General features: G+C 52.4%; 20 protein-coding genes. 17 read left to right on the top strand and 3 right to left on the bottom strand.

The annotated features are described in order from the left end of the window. Positions 1–2: 2 nt before the first annotated feature. The 4 genes from EPN93_02405 to EPN93_02390 all read left to right on the top strand — a co-directional run bounded on the left by EPN93_02405 (position 3) and on the right by EPN93_02390 (position 2,550). On the top strand, positions 3–395 hold the full coding sequence (locus EPN93_02405; GenBank protein TAL39212.1) for a 30S ribosomal protein S11: 393 nt from the start codon (positions 3–5) through the stop codon (positions 393–395). A 16-nt stretch (positions 396–411) separates the two neighbouring features. After that, positions 412–1,041: a 30S ribosomal protein S4 gene (locus EPN93_02400; GenBank protein ID TAL39211.1), complete on the top strand. Its 630-nt coding sequence runs from the start codon at positions 412–414 to the stop codon at positions 1,039–1,041. Positions 1,042–1,105: 64 nt separating this feature from the next. After that, complete coding sequence (locus EPN93_02395; GenBank protein TAL39210.1) at positions 1,106–2,071, top strand: DNA-directed RNA polymerase subunit alpha; 966 nt, start codon at positions 1,106–1,108, stop codon at positions 2,069–2,071. A gap of 11 nt (positions 2,072–2,082) precedes the next feature. After that, the gene (locus EPN93_02390) at positions 2,083–2,550 is read left to right on the top strand and encodes a 50S ribosomal protein L17 (protein ID TAL39209.1); all 468 of its coding nucleotides are present in this window, start codon (positions 2,083–2,085) and stop codon (positions 2,548–2,550) included. 70 nt (positions 2,551–2,620) lie between these two features. On the opposite strand, the gene EPN93_02385 is transcribed toward EPN93_02390, so the two are convergent. Next, positions 2,621–3,478 (bottom strand): hypothetical protein, encoded by an 858-nt coding sequence (locus EPN93_02385; GenBank protein TAL39208.1) that lies wholly within the window; start codon positions 3,476–3,478, stop codon positions 2,621–2,623. Between the two features lie 194 nt (positions 3,479–3,672). Here EPN93_02385 and EPN93_02380 point away from each other — a divergent pair, with 194 nt between their 5' ends. The 12 genes from EPN93_02380 to groL all read left to right on the top strand — a co-directional run bounded on the left by EPN93_02380 (position 3,673) and on the right by groL (position 14,271). Next, positions 3,673–4,566: a DUF2225 domain-containing protein gene (locus tag EPN93_02380; GenBank protein ID TAL39207.1), complete on the top strand. Its 894-nt coding sequence runs from the start codon at positions 3,673–3,675 to the stop codon at positions 4,564–4,566. Next, the gene (truA, locus tag EPN93_02375) at positions 4,512–5,321 is read left to right on the top strand and encodes a tRNA pseudouridine(38-40) synthase TruA (GenBank protein ID TAL39206.1); all 810 of its coding nucleotides are present in this window, start codon (positions 4,512–4,514) and stop codon (positions 5,319–5,321) included. The genes EPN93_02380 and truA overlap by 55 nt, the downstream gene beginning before the upstream one ends. A 110-nt stretch (positions 5,322–5,431) precedes the next feature. Next, positions 5,432–5,995 carry a hypothetical protein gene (locus tag EPN93_02370; protein TAL39205.1) on the top strand — a complete coding sequence of 188 codons (564 nt, stop codon included), beginning with the start codon at positions 5,432–5,434 and terminating at the stop codon, positions 5,993–5,995. Next, a complete protein-coding gene (locus EPN93_02365; GenBank protein ID TAL39204.1) occupies positions 5,995–7,326 on the top strand; it encodes a hypothetical protein in 1,332 nt (443 codons plus the stop codon). Before EPN93_02370 ends, EPN93_02365 begins: the two co-directional genes overlap by 1 nt. Before the next feature lie 34 nt (positions 7,327–7,360). Then, a complete protein-coding gene (locus tag EPN93_02360; protein ID TAL39203.1) occupies positions 7,361–8,572 on the top strand; it encodes an aspartate kinase in 1,212 nt (403 codons plus the stop codon). Between the two features lie 3 nt (positions 8,573–8,575). Continuing rightward, complete coding sequence (locus EPN93_02355) at positions 8,576–9,682, top strand: D-alanine--D-alanine ligase (GenBank protein TAL39202.1); 1,107 nt, start codon at positions 8,576–8,578, stop codon at positions 9,680–9,682. Further along, positions 9,597–10,373, top strand: a complete 777-nt coding sequence (locus EPN93_02350; protein ID TAL39201.1) for an HAD family phosphatase — start codon at positions 9,597–9,599, stop codon at positions 10,371–10,373. Before EPN93_02355 ends, EPN93_02350 begins: the two co-directional genes overlap by 86 nt. Before the next feature lie 99 nt (positions 10,374–10,472). Continuing rightward, positions 10,473–11,204 (top strand): CDP-diacylglycerol--serine O-phosphatidyltransferase, encoded by a 732-nt coding sequence (pssA, locus tag EPN93_02345; protein ID TAL39200.1) that lies wholly within the window; start codon positions 10,473–10,475, stop codon positions 11,202–11,204. Between the two features lie 12 nt (positions 11,205–11,216). Next, entirely contained in the window at positions 11,217–11,687 is a 471-nt protein-coding gene (moaC, locus tag EPN93_02340) for a cyclic pyranopterin monophosphate synthase MoaC (protein TAL39199.1), read from the top strand. Further along, positions 11,684–12,013, top strand: a complete 330-nt coding sequence (locus tag EPN93_02335) for an STAS domain-containing protein (protein ID TAL39198.1) — start codon at positions 11,684–11,686, stop codon at positions 12,011–12,013. The genes moaC and EPN93_02335 overlap by 4 nt, the downstream gene beginning before the upstream one ends. 307 nt (positions 12,014–12,320) lie before the next feature. Next, entirely contained in the window at positions 12,321–12,605 is a 285-nt protein-coding gene (locus EPN93_02330; GenBank protein TAL39197.1) for a co-chaperone GroES, read from the top strand. 34 nt (positions 12,606–12,639) lie between these two features. Next, positions 12,640–14,271, top strand: coding sequence for a chaperonin GroEL (gene groL / locus EPN93_02325; protein TAL39196.1), 1,632 nt, complete (start codon positions 12,640–12,642; stop codon positions 14,269–14,271). 73 nt (positions 14,272–14,344) lie between these two features. On the opposite strand, the gene EPN93_02320 is transcribed toward groL, so the two are convergent. Beyond that, entirely contained in the window at positions 14,345–15,325 is a 981-nt protein-coding gene (locus tag EPN93_02320) for a glycosyltransferase (GenBank protein TAL39195.1), read from the bottom strand. Between the two features lie 162 nt (positions 15,326–15,487). On the opposite strand from EPN93_02320, the gene EPN93_02315 reads away from it, so the two are divergent. Further along, positions 15,488–16,522, top strand: coding sequence for a 2-hydroxyacyl-CoA dehydratase (locus EPN93_02315; protein TAL39194.1), 1,035 nt, complete (start codon positions 15,488–15,490; stop codon positions 16,520–16,522). A 7-nt stretch (positions 16,523–16,529) separates the two neighbouring features. On the opposite strand, the gene EPN93_02310 is transcribed toward EPN93_02315, so the two are convergent. Then, positions 16,530–18,515 carry a hypothetical protein gene (locus EPN93_02310; GenBank protein TAL39193.1) on the bottom strand — a complete coding sequence of 662 codons (1,986 nt, stop codon included), beginning with the start codon at positions 18,513–18,515 and terminating at the stop codon, positions 16,530–16,532. Positions 18,516–18,594 lie beyond the last annotated feature (79 nt).

The following is an 18,594-nucleotide window of genomic DNA, read 5'->3' as shown; positions in this document are numbered from 1 at the left end:
ATATATCCGTGAAGCAAAAAAAGGTTAAAAAAAAGGAAAAGAAGAATGTCCCGGTGGGGAAAGCTTTTATTCAGGCCACCTATAATAATACGATAATCACCCTGACGGATATGCAGGGGAATGTGATATCATGGGCCTCTTCCGGGGGTGAGGGTTTTCGCGGCTCCAGAAAATCAACTCCCTTCGCCGCGCAAACGGCCGCAAAGGTTGCCGCTCAAAAGGCCATCGATTCGGCAGGCGTTCGCAGCATAGAGGTCCTGGTTAAGGGGCCGGGGATTGGAAGGGAGGCTGCGATACGATCCCTTTCTCAGAGCGGACTTACTATTACTAAGATCAAGGACATGACTCCTATTCCGCACAACGGTTGCAGACCGCCGAAACGCAGAAGAGTCTAATGTAAGCGAGGATATAATGGCAAAATATATCGGACCATCATGTAAGCTATGCAGAAGGGAAATGACGCCGCTTTTCCTGAAAGGGCAACGTTGTCTCACGGACAAATGCGCAGTGAAGAAGAAGAAATATCCGCCCGGACCGCCTCGCAAACGCCGGGGAAAACTGTCCGAATACGGCGTACAGCTTCGTGAAAAGCAGAAGATCAAACGTCATTATGGAATGCTCGAAAAGCAATTCAGACTGATATTCGAAGAGGCCTCCAGCAGCAAGGGGGTTACGGGCGATAACATGATGTCATTGCTCGAGCGTCGATTGGACAACACTATCTATCGCGCGGGTTTTGCGTCCTCCAGGATGCAGGCTCGTCAGCTGGTTCAGCACGGCCATATTACCGTGAATGGGACGATCGTTAATATTCCATCATTCAGGGTCAAGGCCGGCGCGGTAATCGAGATCGACGAAAAATTCAAATCGAATGTTACAATGGAAGATTCGATTAAATTGGCCAAGGCGCTCAGCGCCGTACCCGAGTGGATCGAGGTTGACTACGAGAACAAAAAGGGAAAAATTCTAAGAATGCCCACCAGACAGGATCTCACTGTCACTTTCAACGAGCAGATGGTGGTTGAGTTGTATTCCAAGTAGTAGCCGGTAGCATGTCGCAGTCATATTGAGAATATGCCTGGGACGGTATCAACTGGAGGTTATAATGGCTTCGAAAAACCTTTTAAAGGGTTTCAAGCGACCGAGCAAAATAGTATTTGAGCATGATGAATTGCAGCAAAACTACGGGAGATTCGTCGCCGAGCCCTTCGAGAAGGGATATGGTCTTACCATAGGCAATTCCCTGCGCAGGGTATTGATGTCGTCTATAGAAGGTGCGGCGATCACCGCTATCAAAATCGAGGGCGTGCCTCACGAATTTTTTACGATAGATGGCATTTACGAGGATATTACCAGGCTAATCCTTAATTTTAAGAAAATGCGCATTAAATATTTCGGTGAATTACCGAAGGTGCTGCATGTTATTAAAGAAGGGTCCGGTGACTTATCGGGCGCAGATTTTAACGTGGATTCCGATATCGAGGTTCTCAACCCTGAATTGAAAATAGCGACTCTTTCCGAAAAAGCGAAGATCGATATTGAAGTTCAAATTGAAAGGGGCCGTGGCTATGTGCCCGCGGAATTGAATAAAGGGAATACGGAAAGCATTGGGGTCATTCCCATAGATGCGATCTATACCCCGGTGAGAAAGGTCAATGTTAAGGTCGAGGATACGCGGGTCGGACAGCGCACGGACTATGATAAGCTGATCCTGGAAATATGGACCGATGGATCCATAACACCGGACGATGCGCTCGCGCAGGCCGCGAAGATCATTAAAGACCATATGACCATTTTCATCAATTTCGAGGAAGAGATTGAGGAAGAGGCCGAGGTGGTCGATGAAAGCATCGAAAAGATCAAGAGCATGCTGCTCAAATCGATCGATGACCTGGAACTCTCGGTGAGATCTTACAATACCCTCAAGAGCCTTGAGATACATGATCTTGAGAGCCTGGTGCGTAAGACCGAGGACGAATTGAGAAAATCGAAACATTTTAGCGATCAGGTTATCAAGGAAATCAAGGGCAAGTTGGAATCGAACCATCTCAGCCTGGGCTTGAAAGAGTAAGGAGCATAGCGATGAGACACAAGAACAGCGTACGCCAGCTTGGGAGAACCCATTCACACAGAAAGGCCATGTTTTCGAACATGGTGACATCTTTGCTGCAGGAAGAACGCATCGTCACTACAAAGCAAAAAGGCCGGGAATTGAAAAAGATTTCCGAGAAACTCATCACCAGGGCGAAAAACAATCTTTCCCTTGCGGAAGCCGAAGCCGGGAAAAAGCTTCATAACAAGAGAATGGTCATGCGCATCGTTAAAAATCGCGATGTTGTAAAAAAACTTTTCGAGGATATTGCGATTCGCTTTCAGGCGCGGAACGGCGGCTATACCCGGCTTTACCTTTTAGGCAGACGCCCCGGCGACGCGGCGGAGATGGCGATTGTCGAGTTGGTTGAAAGGAAAGCGGAATCTGCCAAGGGCGCCGATAAATCAAAGGAAAAGACGAAGAAAAAGAAGGAACCCAAGGAAAGCAAAGAGAAATAGCCGTTAGCTATTGATTAAAAAAGCCCCGCTTGTCCGGGGCTTTTTTTATTTTTACCCGAAAAAAGTATTTCTATTTTGTTTTCTTCGTCAAGCGTTCCTTTTCTATGGAATGTATCAATCGCAGATTGTCGTTCGCATCAATCTTGTATTCTTCCGGTATCCTGTCGTCGAATATCGGTGAAAGAGCCTGTGAAGTAAGATTGTATTTTCTGAGAATTTCCCCGATCATGTTGATTTTCAATATTTTGTGAATTTCAATACCATATTGCTTTGCCACCCGGCAATTGCTGATTGTTTTCCAGTAGCGATCAATTATAAAGTCAAGATTACTCGAGGTCTTGTTCTTTTTTTCCTTCACGATTTTCAGCTCTGGGTCCTCGAAGACGGATTTTGCCAGCTCGAGTCGTTTATAACCGGAACGAAGGTAGGTTTCAATCGCTTCCTTGTCGTAGAAAAAGTGATATTCATCTTCCTTGATGGGTTTTATTCCTTCGATGGGATCGTACGGCATGGACAGATATTTTTTCAAACCGGAGTTTTTTCCGTACTTGAGAATGATATCGAACGAGTTTTTTGACGTTGAATCGAGAATTTCCCTGGTTCTCTTGAGATATGCACCGGCTATGATTTCAAGCAGCTCGGAAAGCCGCTCCTTAACCCCAAAGTATTTCTGATGCGAAACCGAAAAACTCTGCGCATAGTAGCTTTCCGAGGCGTCATTGAACAGCTTTTTAATTTCTTCGTATTTTGTCTTTTGTTCTTCGGTTCCGAAATTTTCGATGAAAATCCTCAGATTGCGCAGAACATCGAGTGTGAACATGTAATCAAATTGGGTTTTTACGGCGGTCGAAACGGCAAACCCGGGAGCGGGATGGACAACCGCCTGGAACAGGATGATGCAGAAGATAATGAGTATTTTCCCACGCATGATTAACCTCGGGTGCTGCATTTTTCTTATTATCGTAATATTTTTGTTCATTTTGTATAAAAAATTGTCCTAAAAAAGCAATTAGGCCTGCCTGTTTATAAACAGGTCAGGTAAAATTTTGATTGCATAATTAGTATACTGGGGTATAGGAATAATTCATCCTTTAATACTACTACTAGGCAAAGAATTTATAAATGGACGAAAAAAAGGTCTCCTACAGGCTGAAAGACCCGACCAAGTGCCCGGTGTGCGGGAATGAGTTCCACCGAGAGGAAATGCTCACCGGCGGGGGACGGCTCATCGCCGGCAAGCTGTCGGATGAGCTGAGGCGGCTCTACGATAAAAATGAAAAATGGGGCGTAATCTACCCGCTTGCATACGTCCTCACCGTATGCCCGAGGTGCCTTTATACCGCATATCCGAAGGATTTCGCCATTATTACCCCCGCTGAGGCCGACAAGATAAAGGCGACCATGCAGGCGCGGATCAATTCCGTTAAAAAGTTTTTTGGCGATGTGAGCTTTGAAAGCAATCGCGACCTTCCGCTTGGGGCCGCATCGTACCTGCTTGCGGTGGACTGTTATGCCTTTCGGGTTAAAAATGTGGCGCCGACGATAAAGAAGGCCATCTCGTGCATCCGGGCGGCGTGGATGTTCGGCGATCTTGCCAGGCTTGTTCCGGATAAACCGTATCAGAAAATATCGGATTTTTTCTACCACAAGGCCTACCAGTTTTATCCGCAGATACTCGAGCTCACCCAGAAGGGCGGGGAGTCCCTCGAAGCCGCGGGCCATATCGGACCCGATATCGATAAGAACTGGGGATACGAGGGCATCCTTTACATGATCGCGGCGCTGACGCTGAAGATTGGAATTAAAGAACCCGATATTGCCAAACGCGTCGATCAGTTCGAGGTCACCAAGCGCTACCTGAGCAGGCTGTTTGGGAGCGGAAAGTCATCCCGCAATAAGCCGGGCGCCCTGATAGACATGACCCGCGACCTTTATGACCGGATGAACACCCTGCTGGAAGAATGGAAAAAGGAACTGGAACCGGAAGCGCCCCCGACGCCCCCTGTCGCAGGATAGCCCTTCTCATACAGTATGACGGGACGGCCTATAACGGATGGCAGGTCCAGGTTGGCGGGCTGACTGTCCAGGGCGAGCTCGAGCGTGCCATTGCGGTGCTCACGCGACAGGAGAAGCGGGTTACGGGGTCGGGACGCACCGACGCCGGAGTCCATGCCCACTGCCAGATCGCCCATTTCGACGATACCACCGACATTCCGCTCAAACGAATGTGCGCGGGGCTTAACGGGTTGCTGCCGAAAAGCATCTCCGTGAAGAATGCGTACCTGGTCCCCGGGGATTTCCATGCCCGTTACCGGGCGATCGCACGGGAGTATCTGTACCTGATCCACAACCACCCCCAGCGGAACCCGTTCATGATCCACCGGGCAATGTGGCTCCGCGAGCCCCTGGACACGGACTACCTGCGTCGGGTGGCATCCCGCCTTATCGGCGAACATGACTTTAAATCGTTCTGCAAGAAAATCTCGGCCGAGGGAAACACCGTGCGGCGTGTCGACGAAATCGAGTTCACCAGGATGGACGAGCTCGTCGTCATGAGGATCAAGGGCAACGCCTTCCTTCACAATATGGTCCGGAGCATCGCCGGAACGCTCCTCGAGATGCACGGGGAGAGGCGGGAACCGGAATACCTGGACGGCATAGTGCTGGCAAGGGACAGGGACGCGGGCGGGATCACGGCACCGCCCTGCGGACTTTACCTGAACAGGGTCTGGTACGACCCGCCGCTCTCGTCGATGCCCGCGGCGTATTAATAATTTATTGACAGATACTACCCCTCCCACGATAGTACCTTGATTTTATTCCGCGGCATTGCGTAACTTATATCAACCGCGAACACCAGATTCATAAACCTGATAAACGAATGAAGCTTTTACAATCGATAGTGATATTCTGTTGCGTCATGGGCGTGAGCGCGGCATTTGCCGAACGTCGCGAGGCCGACTATTTTGCCAAGCCGCAGCTGGGGCTTTGGTTTGGTCCCGTCACCCCCGTGTTCGAGACAAACCAGGTACTGGATACAAACCTGGGAGGCGGATTGTTTTTCCGATATACGACTCCGTACAGGCCGCTTAAGATCGGGATAGACGGAAGCTACCAGTATTTTCCCTCCAAGGGCGTGAATTCCCTCACGATGTGGCCGGTCTACGGAAGTTTTCTGTATAGAATACCCCTGAAATTCGCGCTCATGTTCCAGTTGAAGGCAGGCGCCGGCGGAAGCCGTATGGAGATCATGCCGGACGGCATTTCGCAGTGGGACCCGATGTTCACACTCGGTTTCGAAGGCTCATTCCCGGCAGGACGCGTGATCAATATCGGGTTCCGCATAGATTACCTCTATATTTATGAAGGTTATATCAAGGGGGCCCAGCGGGGCGGGCACATCGTCAATACGGGCATAACCCTTTTCTTCAATGTGGGCGGATGATGAATAACGGCGCGATAAAAAATATATTCCTGGCCGGCCTGCTTGCCGCGGCGTCCCTGCCCGGTTGCGGGGATAAACCGCTGTTCGACGAACTGGCGACCAACAGGCTCAAGGTCGTGATCAAGGGCACGTTTGAATCGAATGGTCCAAAAGATTGGAGCGGAACATACCCTGTAGATGATTCGGTGAATGATTTTACTACTTCCAACCTGGATCCCACACGGTTCATGGTCGACATCGCGGAAATGAAGCTGGGGAGAAGCCCGTTCGCAAACTATCGCCAGACGTATGCCTTTGATACTACAAATACCGATCCGTTCTTCAATGGAACCGGGGTGGAATTCGTGTGCGACGACCCGTCACCCAAGCATCATGGTATGCTCCACATTTATTTAAGAAAGCTCATCTTCGACCAGGGGCTTCTGTACCACCTTGACCCCGTGGGAACCTGGACGGCCGACGGCGATCTAAGTTCTATTTTTAAAGAACACACGGTTGAGGGCTTCGATTTCAACCAGCTCCTGGTCAACAGTCACTACGACAGCCTGCTCGACCAGGCGGATAGCATTAACAAGGTATTTCCACTGAGTATTGAAATAGACGACGGGGGACTTGACTTCGATAATGACGAAGAGGAGACCGTACTCGAGGTTCGTTTCGTAATCAAGAATTTCGTGAAGCTGTATGAATACGATTCCTACAATGACGATGGATATCACCAGATCGGGCATTATTATGCGGTTTCGGATTGGCTGCGTGACATGCAGGCGGACGAGAGCGATCTGGGGGGAAACCTGATCGCAACGGCCAGGGCGTACGTGCCGGGAAAGACGGGGACGATCCAGGGATCTGTTACAGCGAACAGCTATGTCGTCGCCATCCCGGCCGATAAAACTATCAGCAGTTATTTTATTTCTGCTCAGGCCGCGCGCCCGGTATGCAATGATACTAATTGCTATGATAAGCCAAAGACACCATATCTTCCGGCTGGGAACAGCCCCGAATCATTCCTGGATTATTATCTGAAATACGAACAATACAAATACCGATTCAATTTATTTGTTCCAAGGGTGGAAGATGGCACCTATGAGACGCAATGGGACGCCTATGAGGACGATGTTAAAACATACAAGATTCCGCCCATAGCTACTTTTTCCACTGGTACAACCTATACGCTGGTGAATGTGCCTATTGGAAAAAAATATAAGCTGTATAGTATAGCAGCAATTCCTGATGGCAATATGCACATAAATGCGGGATGGACCGCCTCAGCAGCGAACTCTTCTCCCATAACAATTATCACCGGAACTAACACAATAGATATACCATAATATACTTTATTTGGAATTAGCCCGCATGTCCGAAATGAAAATCATCGTACAAAAATACGGCGGTTCTTCCGTGGCAACCACGGAGCGTATCAAGGCCGTCGCCGACCGCATCAAGAAATATGTTGAAGATGATTATCGCGTTGTCGTGGTCGTTTCCGCCATGGGAAAAACTACCGACGGCCTCATCAAGCTCTCGAAAGAAATAACCGAGAATCCCGACAAACGCGAGCTTGACATGCTGCTGTCAACCGGCGAGCAGGTCACCATCGCGCTCCTGGCCATGACGCTCCATACCATAGGGATCGACGCCATTTCCTATACCGGTTCCCAGGTGCGCATGATGACGGACGGGAACTTTTCCAACGCGCGCATACAGAGCATCTCCACGGACCGCATCATGAATTCCCTGCGACAAAACAAGGTGGTGATCGTCGCGGGGTTCCAGGGGATCGACGGGGACGAGAACATCACCACCCTGGGCCGCGGAGGGTCGGACACGTCGGCCGTGGCCCTGGCCGCGGCGATAGGGACGCGCGATTGCGAAATCTACACGGACGTGGACGGCGTATACACCGCCGATCCGCGGGTTATCGAAAACCCGAAAAAACTGAAAGAAATCAGCTACGATGAAATGCTGGAGCTCGCGCGACTGGGCGCGAAGGTGCTGCATTCGCGATCGGTCGAGTTCGCGAAAAAGTATAACATCAGGCTCATCGTGAGGTCGAGTTTCAATTACGAAGAGGGCACCGTGGTGATGCCCATGGAGGAAATGATGGAGAAATTCATTATCAGCGGAATCACCTCCAAGGCCGACGAAGCCAAGGTGACCATTCGCAATATGGCCGACAGGCCGGGAATTGCGGCTTCACTCTTCGGAAAGCTTGGCGAGCAGATGATATCGGTGAACATGATCGTGCAGGCGACAGGGGTGGACGGGAAGGCATCGATATCATTCACGGTGCTCAAGGCCGAACTTAAAAAAACCATTGAAATATGCGAAAGCCTGAAGGCCGACCTTGGCGCAAGCTCCATAGATTCCAAGGAGAACATCGCGATCGTTTCGGCGGTCGGGGTGGGGATGACCTCGTCCTACGGCGTTGCCGGCAGGGTATTCAAGGTGCTCGCCGAACACGGCATCAACATCGAAATGATATCCACCTCGGAGATCGGTATCTCCTGCGTTATCGACCCCAAGTACGTCGAGCTTGCCTGCAAGGTCATTCACGGGGAATTCCTGGAAAAATAAACCATGGTGACGATTGCGGTATTATACGGGGGGAGGTCGGGCGAACACGAGGTTTCGCTGTGTTCGGCCGCGTCCGTCGTCTCGTTCCTGGACAAGCAGAAGTATTCAATAATCGCGGTCGGTATCGACAAGCGGGGCGTCTGGCATGTGCAGGAAGAGCCGAGCATCGTCGATGATCCGGAATTCGGCAGGAAACTGGCGATGGCGCGTACGGGACCATGGCTCGTCAATCATTACGAACGCGAAAATAAGCTCGTCATGCTGAACCCCGCGAGCGGGAAATCGGTCTCGGCGGACGTGGTATTCCCCGTGCTCCATGGAACCTATGGCGAGGACGGAACGCTTCAGGGTCTCCTGGAGCTTGCGATGGTGCCGTACGTGGGGGCGGACGTCCTGGGCTCGTCGGTAGGAATGGATAAGGACGTGGCGAAACGCCTGCTCGAGAGCGCCCGGGTGCCGGTAGTTCCCTGGATCACCGTGCATAAATCGGATTGGATCGCCGCACGAGCGTCCATAACGGAACAGGCTCAATCCGAACTTGGGCTTCCGATGTTCATCAAGCCGGCATGTACCGGCTCATCGGTGGGGATCAGCAAGGTAAAGAGTAGAGATGCCCTGGACGACGCGATGACGAAGGCGTTCAAATTCGATACGCGCGTCCTCATTGAAAAAGCTGTGCAGTGCCGGGAGATCGAGTGCGCGGTATTGGGAAATGAGCGTCCCCAGGCATCGGTCCTGGGCGAAATAGTGCCCAGGCACGAGTTCTACTCCTACGAAGCCAAGTATATCGATCCCAACGGCGCCGAGCTCAGGATTCCCGCGGATATTTCGCCGCGTCTCGCGGAGACGATTCGCGATACGGCATGCCGGGGCTACAGCGCCCTTGGGTGTGGAGGAATGGCGAGGGTCGACTTTTTTCTGGAAAAAAATACGGGGGAATTTTTTCTCAACGAGATAAATACCCTGCCCGGATTCACCTCCATCAGCATGTACCCCAAACTCTGGGAGGCAAGCGGTCTCTCGTATGCGGACCTGCTGGACCGCCTGGTCGATCTTGCCCTCGAGCGTCATAGGGCCAGGCTTGCCGTCCAGACCGATTTCACCCGCTGAAACTTATCCCGATGCAACCATGAAACAGCTTAAAGCCGTATTTTTCGACCTGGACGGTGTGGTAGTCGATTCCATGAGGATCCATGCCGATTCGTGGATAGCGATACTGGCGGAACAGGGAATTGAAATTACACCGGATGAAATTTTCAGGCGCGAGGGCATGTCGGGGATAGGCTCGATTATCGACATCTTCCGGGAGCGGGGACTGAGCGTACCCGACGACGGCACGCTTGCCGGAATGCTTGAGCGAAAGCTCATCATGTTCGAGAATCACACCATAGGGCTTTTCCCCGGGGTGGCCGATATACTGCTCCTCATTAGAGACCATGGACTATCAATGGCGCTCGTCACCGGCTCGCTGCGCCGAACGGTTGAATTCGAACTGGATTTGGAAATCCGCTCGTTCTTCGACGCAATCATCACGATCGAGGATGTCGAGAGAGGGAAACCCGATCCGGATCCCTACCTGAAGGCAGCCCGGGTAATTGGGGTAGCTCCAGGAGAGGCTCTCGTAATTGAAAATGCGCCGATGGGAGTGATTTCGGCGAAAAGAGCGGGAATTTTCTGTGTGGCGGTACAGACCACGCTCGGAAGGGAGCACCTTGCCGCCGCAGATATCGTGGTTCAAAATCACCGGGAGCTTCTTGATTATCTGTCCGGGCGCCTTGAAACAATGCATCCGATTGGTTGATAAGGCTTGCCGGTCATTTTTTCATTGACATCCGGTTTTAATGGGATATTTGTGAGTCCGGTTTGAACGACAGTAGTATCGGCGAATACCCTGAATCGTATGGAAAAGGTAGAAAGCATGAACCTAGCGTGGATCCCGAATTCCCTTACGATGGGAAATTTAGTATGCGGTTTTATTTCACTGGTGTTTTCGAGCAACGGCTCACCGGGGGGGTACCTTGTTGCAGGACTCCTGATACTCGGGGCGGCGCTACTGGACGGACTTGACGGCCAGGTGGCAAGGGCGCTCAAGGTGGAGAGCAAGCTTGGAATGGAGCTGGATTCCCTCGCAGATTGCGTAACCTTCGGGGTTGCGCCGGGTTACCTGGCATACAAGGCATACCTTTCGGGCATCTATATACCGGAATTCGGATTTGCATTCGATTTCGGAATTCTCATTGCATCCATATATCCTGTATGCGCCGCGTACCGGCTGGCCCGGTTCAACGTGGTCCATGCGACCGATTCGTTCAGCGGTCTTCCCTCGCCTGTGGCCGGGGTGATCATGGCCCTGGTGCCGGTCAGCTTCGGGACGATAATGATCCCCAAGCTCGCGTTCGGTCTGTTTTACGCGCTTATCGGGCTCCTCATGGTTTCCACATTTAAATATACGAAACCGCAATCGGCCCTGGTTAAGAACATCCATGGCATCAAGCTGCTGATCTTCCTTATCGTCATCATTCTCCTCGTCGTGTTTCTGCGACAATGGGCGGTATTCGCGGTCCTCTTTTTATATGTACTTTCGGGAATCCTTTCATTCGTAATTCAGTTCATTCAGGATCATAAGTACTGAACCGCGGATTCCATGGCCGAGTTCACACATTATTCCGGAGAGGGCTCCCCCACCATGGTGGACGTTTCCGGAAAGTCAGTGACGTCGAGAAAGGCAAGGGCGTCCGGATTCGTGCGCATGCGCGCCGAGACGCTTGATCTTATTTCAAGCAGGCTCCTTCCCAAGGGAAATCTTTTTGAAATAGCAAAAATCGCGGGAATTTCCGCCGCGAAAAGAACCTCCGACCTGATTCCGCTCTGCCATCCCCTCCTCATAAATTTCGTGGACGTTTCGCTCTTCATCGAGGAAAGCCTGCCCGGCGTTCGCATAGAGTCGGAGGTGAGGGTCGAAGGCAGGACCGGCGCCGAGATGGAGGCGCTGACGGCCGTGGCCGCGGCAGCTCTTACCGTGTATGATATGTGCAAAGCGGTCGATAAAACCATGGTGGTGGAAAATATCCGGCTTATTGAAAAACGGGGCGGAAAGTCGGATTTTTCGATATGATAGTCACCAGCCGCGTGGATAAGCACCTTCTCATCCTCATCAAGGACAGCGTAATTATGAACGATGACGCCCTTTACGAGGAAGTGGGGAACGCCATAAGCGGTTCGGAAATACGGCGGGTGAAAATCGATATGGGCGAAATGGAACGCATAGACGATCACGGGGTGGACATCCTTTACAGGCTGATTCAGAAATTTACGCAGCGCGGCTATAATATCAGGATTCAGCACCCCAACCTGTATCTGCTAAAGCTTCTGGTTGTAAAAGGCCTTATTGATAAAATAAACATAGATTACGAGCCCTCAGAACTGCAAAAATATTCCTGATTCGTGAATTAATTTCTAATTTCATGAAATTAGGTCATAATTGCCAATAAATGCCTATATTTACTAATAAATTACATTATCGTCCTATATCTAGGTTTGCATACTAAAAGGAATTGTATATATCTTATTCTTGTTAGCACTCTCTTTGATGAGTGCTAACAAATCCAGGAATTAAATTCATCTGCTAACGGGAATCCAATTTTCTGTAAAGCGCCTGCACTATCTATTTAAGGCTTCAAGACGCGGTGCTCTCGCAGAAATGAGATAAAAAATTCTAAGAATATATTTTTATAAAAGGAGGCTCAAAGTGGCTATTAAACCGTTAGGAGATCGCGCTCTTATCGAGGTATTGGAAGAAGAGATCACCAAACAGGGATCGCTCTTCATTCCCGACACCGCGAAGGAAAAGCCCCAGCAGGGAAAGGTCATTTCGGTGGGGAAGGGACGTTACGAGGACGGGAAATGGATCCCCCTGGACGTAAAGGCGGGCGATACCATACTGTTCGGCAAATATTCGGGCACTGAAATTAAGCACGATGGAAAGGAATATCTCATCGTCAGGGAAAGCGACATTCTCGCGATCGTCGAGTAAACCAATAACACATTATCGATAAGGAAGGTTTGTTATGTCAAAAATTCTGCAATACAACGAGGAAGCGAGACGTTCGGTTCTCGCAGGCGTCACTAAATTAGCCGACGCCGTAATGGTTACGCTGGGGCCCCGCGGGCGCAACGTGGTCATCGACAAGAAGTTCGGATCCCCCTCCATTACCAAGGACGGCGTTACCGTCGCGAAGGAAATCGAGCTCGAGGATCCCTTCGAAAATATGGGCGCGCAGATGGTGAAGGAAGTCGCGACCAAGACGAATGACGTGGCCGGTGACGGCACGACGACCGCAACCATACTCGCCGCGGCCATCTACAGGGAGGCGCTCAAGAATGTTACCGCCGGCGCCAATCCCATGAGCCTTAAGCGCGGCATGGACAAGGCCGTCGAGGCGAGCGTGAAGTTCATTGCGGACACTTCCCGCGAGATCAAGGACAAGAAGGAAATCGCCCAGGTTGCGAGTATATCGGCGAACAACGATACGACGATCGGCGACCTCATTGCCGAGGCGATGGAGAAGGTGGGGAAAGACGGCGTCATCACCGTCGAGGAAGCGAAGTCGATCGAAACCCATCTCGAGGTTGTCGAGGGCATGCAGTTCGACCGCGGTTATATCTCTCCCTATATGGTGAACGATCCCGAAAACATGGAAGCGGTGCTCGAAAACGCGTATATCCTGATCCATGACAAGAAGATCGCGTCCATGAAGGACCTGCTCCCCGTGCTCGAAAAGGTAGCCCAGTCCGGCAAGTCGCTCCTCATAATCGCCGAGGAAGTCGAGGGCGAAGCGCTCGCGACCATCGTCGTCAACACCCTGCGCAAGACTATCAGCTGCGTCGCGGTTAAAGCACCCGGTTTCGGTGATCGCCGCAAGGCCATGCTCGAGGACATAGCCGTCCTTACCAAGGGCCAGGTGATCTCGGAAGACCTGGGACTCAAGCTCGAAGGCACCACGATGGATATGCTCGGAAGGGCGAAGAAGATCATCGTGGACAAGGAAAACACCACGATTATCGAGGGCGGCGGAGACCAGAAGGACGTGAAGGCGCGCATCAGCCAGATCAAGAAGCAGATCGACGAGACCACCTCCGATTACGACAAGGAGAAGCTCCAGGAGCGTCTTGCGAAGCTCGCGGGCGGGGTCGCGGTCATCAACGTGGGCGCCGCAACCGAGGTTGAACTCAAGGAAAAGAAGGCGCGCGTCGAAGACGCACTTTCCGCGACCAGGTCGGCCGTGGAAGAGGGCATCGTTCCCGGCGGCGGGCTCACCCTGATGTACGCCCAGGCGGTGGTGCGCGAGGTCGGCTCCAAGCTCGATGGCGACGAGAAAATAGGCGCCGAGATCGTCGCAAAATCCCTTGAAGACCCCATGAGGCAGATCGCGAACAATGCCGGCGTGGAAGGCTCTGTCATCGTGGAAAAAGCGAAGACCGAGAAGAAGGGAATCGGTTTCAACGCGTCAAGCATGGTGTGGGAAGACCTCATGAAAGCCGGCATCATCGACCCGGCGAAGGTCGTACGCTCGGCCCTGCAGAACGCGGCGTCGGTTGCCAGCATGCTGTGCACGACCGAAGTTCTCATTACCGACAAGAAGGAAGAAGATAAGACGCCTCCAATGCCCGGCGGAATGCCCGGCGGCGGAATGTACTAGGAAACGGCACAACACCAAAAAAGAAGGGGGGGTGTAGAGACGCGATTAATCGCGTCTCTACACCCCCCCTTCTTTATTTAATGTTGATCGTTTCTTTCACCTGGTAAGGGCGCTTGTTCTGAGATTCGTGGTAGGTGCGGATGGAAATTTCGGCGAGGATGCCGAGCATTATGAAAAGGAAACTCAGGGTTATAAGAAGAACGGTGAATTGCAGCAGCGGATTGCGTACCATCGACATGTGGAAATATATCTTCATCAAGATAACGGCTATGCCGGTGACGACGCTCATTGCAAAGAGCAAGAATCCCGTCCCCCCGAAAATGTAGATAGGCTTGGTCGCGAACGATCCCATGAACTTGATCGTAATAAGGTCCAACAGCACCTTGAAGGTGCGCTGGATTCCGTATTTCGATTTGCCGAATTTCCTGGGATTATGGTTGACCGGGATCTCGGTTATGCGCGCGCCCACCCAGGAGGCATGGATGGGAATGAAGCGGTGCATTTCGCCGTACAGTTTGACCTCGCGGATCACCTCGCCGCGATAGGCCTTGAGAGAGCAGCCGAGATCGTGAAGTTTTACCCCGCTTACCCGGGAGATGAGCCTGTTTGCGATACGCGAGGGAATAGTGCGAAAGAGAAAATGATCCTTCCTGTTTTTGCGCCAGCCGCTTACCACGTCGTATCCCTCCTCGATTTTTTCAAGGAGCCTGCGGATGTCCTCCGGGTCGTTTTGGAGATCCGAATCCATGAAGATGATGATTTCTCCCGCGGCATGATCGATCCCGGCGGCCATGGCCGCGGTCTGGCCGAAATTTCTCCTGAATTTAACCAGTTTGATCCTTTTATCTTTCACCGCCAGGACTTTAAGCGCGTCGAATGAGCCGTCGATGCTTCCGTCATCGATAAAAATTACCTCGAAGGATTTCCCGAGTGGGGACGCGGCCTTTATGATCGCTTCATACTGAAGTGTAATGTTCTCCTCTTCGTTGTAGACGGGGAGAATGATGGTCAGGTAAGGGGTTTTCGAGGATGACTTCTTGGTCCTTGGGCTCATGCCAGACTCCTGGAACGGAAACGGTGGAATATTCATACTGGATACAGGGTATATGGGTAAAACCTGAGAGCAAACATTTTTTACCCGGAAGGGGCCAATTTTAATTGCGGTAAATTGGAGCCTTGCCAATCCTCATCACATGTCGACAGCCAAGGAGCCTGGATGCTGAATTCGCTGGAATCGGCCCTGGTCCGGATCAGGGCTTTGCAAGCCGGAATTCCCGAGATCGCGGCAAACTCGGGCTTACCCGTGGCCGGCATCCTGGGCGATGTGATGCCTTCTGAAATTCTCCGGGCAAGTGGAATCCTTCCCCTGAAGGTGCCTTCCGCGGTATTCTCAGGTCTCCCCGTCGATGGGAAAGCGCCGGTTGATTTATACGAATGGCTGATCGTCCCAGAATATATGAAGGAGTTCGTCCAGTCCTCATTCCAGACGAAAAATATTATCGCGCTTCCGGCGATCCACGGCTACGGAGAGCAGGCGGCGGAAGCGATACATGCGCGCATAAACATGGCGCTTTCGGCGATGGGAGCCGGGGAGGCGCTGGGGGTGAGCCTCGATAGCCTGCGGCGTTCCGTCGGTGAATTTAATGAAATCCGACGAGCGGTGAGAGGGATTTCACTGCTGCGCTTGGAAAGAAATTCGGAGCTTGGAAACGCGGCTCTCCAGGAAATATTTGAATCGGCGCTCACGGTGCCGAGTGAAAGGATCAGGCCGGAGCTATTAAAAATACTTGATATCCTGAACGGAATTCCTCCCGTCGAGACCTCCCTGCCGCGGGTCATGATCGCGGGGGGATATTGCGGATGCTGGTCGCTTATCGACGAAATAGAGCGGGACTCCTGCCTGGTGACGGAAGACGATCTCGCGGACGGAAGAAGGCAGTTCGACATAACCCTGGACGAATCGTCGGACTACCTTCATTTCGAGCTGCTCAACGCATATTCGTACAAGGCCTTTCCGTTCGGCGTGCGCGCGGCGAGGGAGCGATTCGAGCTCGTGTACAGCCAATTGAAAAATTACGGGATCGAGGCGGTGGTTTTTCTCGCCGATTCGCTCTGCGGTCCGCGGGGCGAAGAGCTGGAATACCTGCGCGCCCGGCTCATGCGTGCGGGCATCGATCCGATTATCGCGCGCAGTGCGGATGCCGCCGCCGTTACCGCGGAATACCTGCGCGAGGTGCACCGGAGCGCCTGAAGGAGCGTTACCGGCCCATCATCTCGATATAGTCCGCGGCGACGTTGAACGCCTCCCTTAGAAATATATCGCTCGCCGTGTCTATGAGTTTATCCTCGCTGTCGCGTTTCAGCTGCTTTTCGAGATCCTTCATTTTGTTCTTTTCCACCGCGGAGTCCTCCTTGAGGCTGATCTCCTTGGAGTTGACGACCTTTTTAAGCGATGCGATCCTCTCGTTGAGTGCGGTGAAATCCTTGTCCGTCGCCACGCGGCGCTGGGAGGCGCCCTGCAGCGCGGTCACGACCTGGGGGTTGACGAAATTTTTGTAGGGGGCGAACACCGCGCTCTTGATGCGCTCCCACACGAGCGGGTTGCGGAGCTTGTCCTCGCCTATATCCCATACCGAGCTGATATCCGTGATCGTGACGTCGGGCGCGACGCCTCCCATTTGGTTCGAGGTGCCCCCCGGCTGGTAGAAGATCGCGGTGGTGATTTTAATCGCGCCCTTCTTGGGCTGCTGGGGATTGTAGCTCTGTACCGTTCCCTTGCCAAACGTGGAGGAGGAGCCGACTATTATTCCGCGCCGGTAATCCTTGATGGCGCCGGCGAAAATCTCGGAGGCGCTCGCGCTGAATTTATCGATGAGGACGACCAGCGGCCCGTCGTAGGCGACGCCCGGTTCCTCGTCGTTGAGAACCTCAACGGAGCGGCCGCTGTCCTTAACCTGGACGACGGGCCCGCGGTCGATGAACAGGCCGGCGACGTTTACCGCCTCGGTGAGCGCGCCGCCGGGATTGCCGCGAAGATCGACGACCATGCCGTCGAGTTTTTGATCCGTGAGCTTCTTGATGTTTTCAATCATATCGATATACGAGCTGCGCGCCGCGGGATCGTTGCGCTGCACGGCGTCGAAATCCAGGTAAAATCCGGGAAGGCGGACATAGCCTATCCGTATGGCGCGGGTGCCCTTGGTCACCGTGTAGATCTCGGACCTGGCCGCCTTGTCCTCGAGCCTGATCTCCTCGCGGACGATGGGGATCACGAGCCTTTCCTGTTTTCCGGTCTCGGTGGATTTGCGCGTGAGGGTGAGCTTTACAAGCTTGCCCTTCTTGCCGCGGATGAGCTTCACCACGTCACGTAAATCCATGTCGATAACGTCGGCCGGCTCGCTGTCCCCCTGGGCTACCGCGACGATCTGGTCGTTGGGTTTGAGCTGGATGTTCGCGGGAAGCTTCGCGGCCGCCCCGCCGGGCATGATGGAGTCCACGTAGACGAACCCGTCCTCGGAGCGCAGGAGCACACCGATTCCTTCGAGCTTGAGCTTCGTGGAAATCATGAAGTCCTCGTGCTCTTCCTGCGAAAGGTAATTGGAATGGGGATCGAGCGCCGTCGATACGGCGTTGATGAACAGCGCGATTATCCGATCGTCGTCGATTTCCTCTACGCGCTTCTTGGTGAGCCGGTACTTGTTGAGCAGCTTCTCCCTGGCCTCGGCGATATTTTTTCCCGCCGACAGGTAATTCAGCAGTTGGAGCTTGATGCTCTTGCGCCAGCGTTCGGACATGTCCGCCTGGTTCGCCGCGAAATCGGTTTTGTCGCTGTCGGTGTTGATGGTCTCGTCAACCGTGAAGTCGTAGTCCCGCTTCACCAATTCTTCGAATATTTTGAGGTTCTCGTCGAACCGCTTCTTGTAAAGCGTGAACAGCTCAAAGACGAAGCGGTAATCTTCCTTCGCGATGATTTCGTCCATTTTTTCCGCGTAGGGCGCGAACTTTTCGATATCCGCCTTGAAGAAATAATATTTCCCGGGGTCGATAAAACCGACCAGGTTGGTGAACGCTTTCCTGGAAATGTCCTTGTCGATGGCGTGGTATTTCACGTGCTTGGAGAGAAAAATTTCGACCACGGGACGTATATCGGACTGCCGCAGACCGGTGGAACCCTTGGAGCAGCTGAATACGATCACCAGCGTAATGACCGCCGTGATCGCGGCGTTGAACCTTTTATTGATCATAGGGGGGATGGACTCCTCATTATCGGATATTCCTTACTGATAGTTCCGAACCGGCAAAACGTCAATAATAATTATGGGA

The organism is Spirochaetota bacterium, from assembly GCA_004297825.1.
GTDB lineage: Bacteria > Spirochaetota > UBA4802 > UBA4802 > UBA5368 > FW300-bin19.
The sequence above is the reverse complement of the archived record's forward strand: the minus strand, read 5'-3'. Positions and strand labels throughout refer to the sequence as shown.

Excerpts from the sequence above, each read along its gene's own strand:
- EPN93_02395 (TAL39210.1), top strand. The coding sequence starts at position 1,106 with ATGGCTTCGAAAAACCTTTTAAAGGGTTTCAAGCGACCGAGCAAAATA.
- EPN93_02385 (TAL39208.1), bottom strand. The coding sequence starts at position 3,478 with ATGCGTGGGAAAATACTCATTATCTTCTGCATCATCCTGTTCCAGGCG.
- EPN93_02390 (TAL39209.1), top strand. The coding sequence starts at position 2,083 with ATGAGACACAAGAACAGCGTACGCCAGCTTGGGAGAACCCATTCACAC.
- EPN93_02365 (TAL39204.1), top strand. The coding sequence starts at position 5,995 with ATGAATAACGGCGCGATAAAAAATATATTCCTGGCCGGCCTGCTTGCC.
- EPN93_02380 (TAL39207.1), top strand. The coding sequence starts at position 3,673 with ATGGACGAAAAAAAGGTCTCCTACAGGCTGAAAGACCCGACCAAGTGC.
- EPN93_02400 (TAL39211.1), top strand. The coding sequence starts at position 412 with ATGGCAAAATATATCGGACCATCATGTAAGCTATGCAGAAGGGAAATG.
- groL (TAL39196.1), top strand. The coding sequence starts at position 12,640 with ATGTCAAAAATTCTGCAATACAACGAGGAAGCGAGACGTTCGGTTCTC.
- EPN93_02360 (TAL39203.1), top strand. The coding sequence starts at position 7,361 with ATGAAAATCATCGTACAAAAATACGGCGGTTCTTCCGTGGCAACCACG.
- EPN93_02350 (TAL39201.1), top strand. The coding sequence starts at position 9,597 with ATGCGGACCTGCTGGACCGCCTGGTCGATCTTGCCCTCGAGCGTCATA.
- EPN93_02370 (TAL39205.1), top strand. The coding sequence starts at position 5,432 with ATGAAGCTTTTACAATCGATAGTGATATTCTGTTGCGTCATGGGCGTG.
- EPN93_02335 (TAL39198.1), top strand. The coding sequence starts at position 11,684 with ATGATAGTCACCAGCCGCGTGGATAAGCACCTTCTCATCCTCATCAAG.
- truA (TAL39206.1), top strand. The coding sequence starts at position 4,512 with ATGGAAAAAGGAACTGGAACCGGAAGCGCCCCCGACGCCCCCTGTCGC.
- pssA (TAL39200.1), top strand. The coding sequence starts at position 10,473 with ATGGAAAAGGTAGAAAGCATGAACCTAGCGTGGATCCCGAATTCCCTT.
- EPN93_02310 (TAL39193.1), bottom strand. The coding sequence starts at position 18,515 with ATGATCAATAAAAGGTTCAACGCCGCGATCACGGCGGTCATTACGCTG.
- EPN93_02355 (TAL39202.1), top strand. The coding sequence starts at position 8,576 with ATGGTGACGATTGCGGTATTATACGGGGGGAGGTCGGGCGAACACGAG.
- EPN93_02320 (TAL39195.1), bottom strand. The coding sequence starts at position 15,325 with ATGAGCCCAAGGACCAAGAAGTCATCCTCGAAAACCCCTTACCTGACC.
- EPN93_02315 (TAL39194.1), top strand. The coding sequence starts at position 15,488 with ATGCTGAATTCGCTGGAATCGGCCCTGGTCCGGATCAGGGCTTTGCAA.
- moaC (TAL39199.1), top strand. The coding sequence starts at position 11,217 with ATGGCCGAGTTCACACATTATTCCGGAGAGGGCTCCCCCACCATGGTG.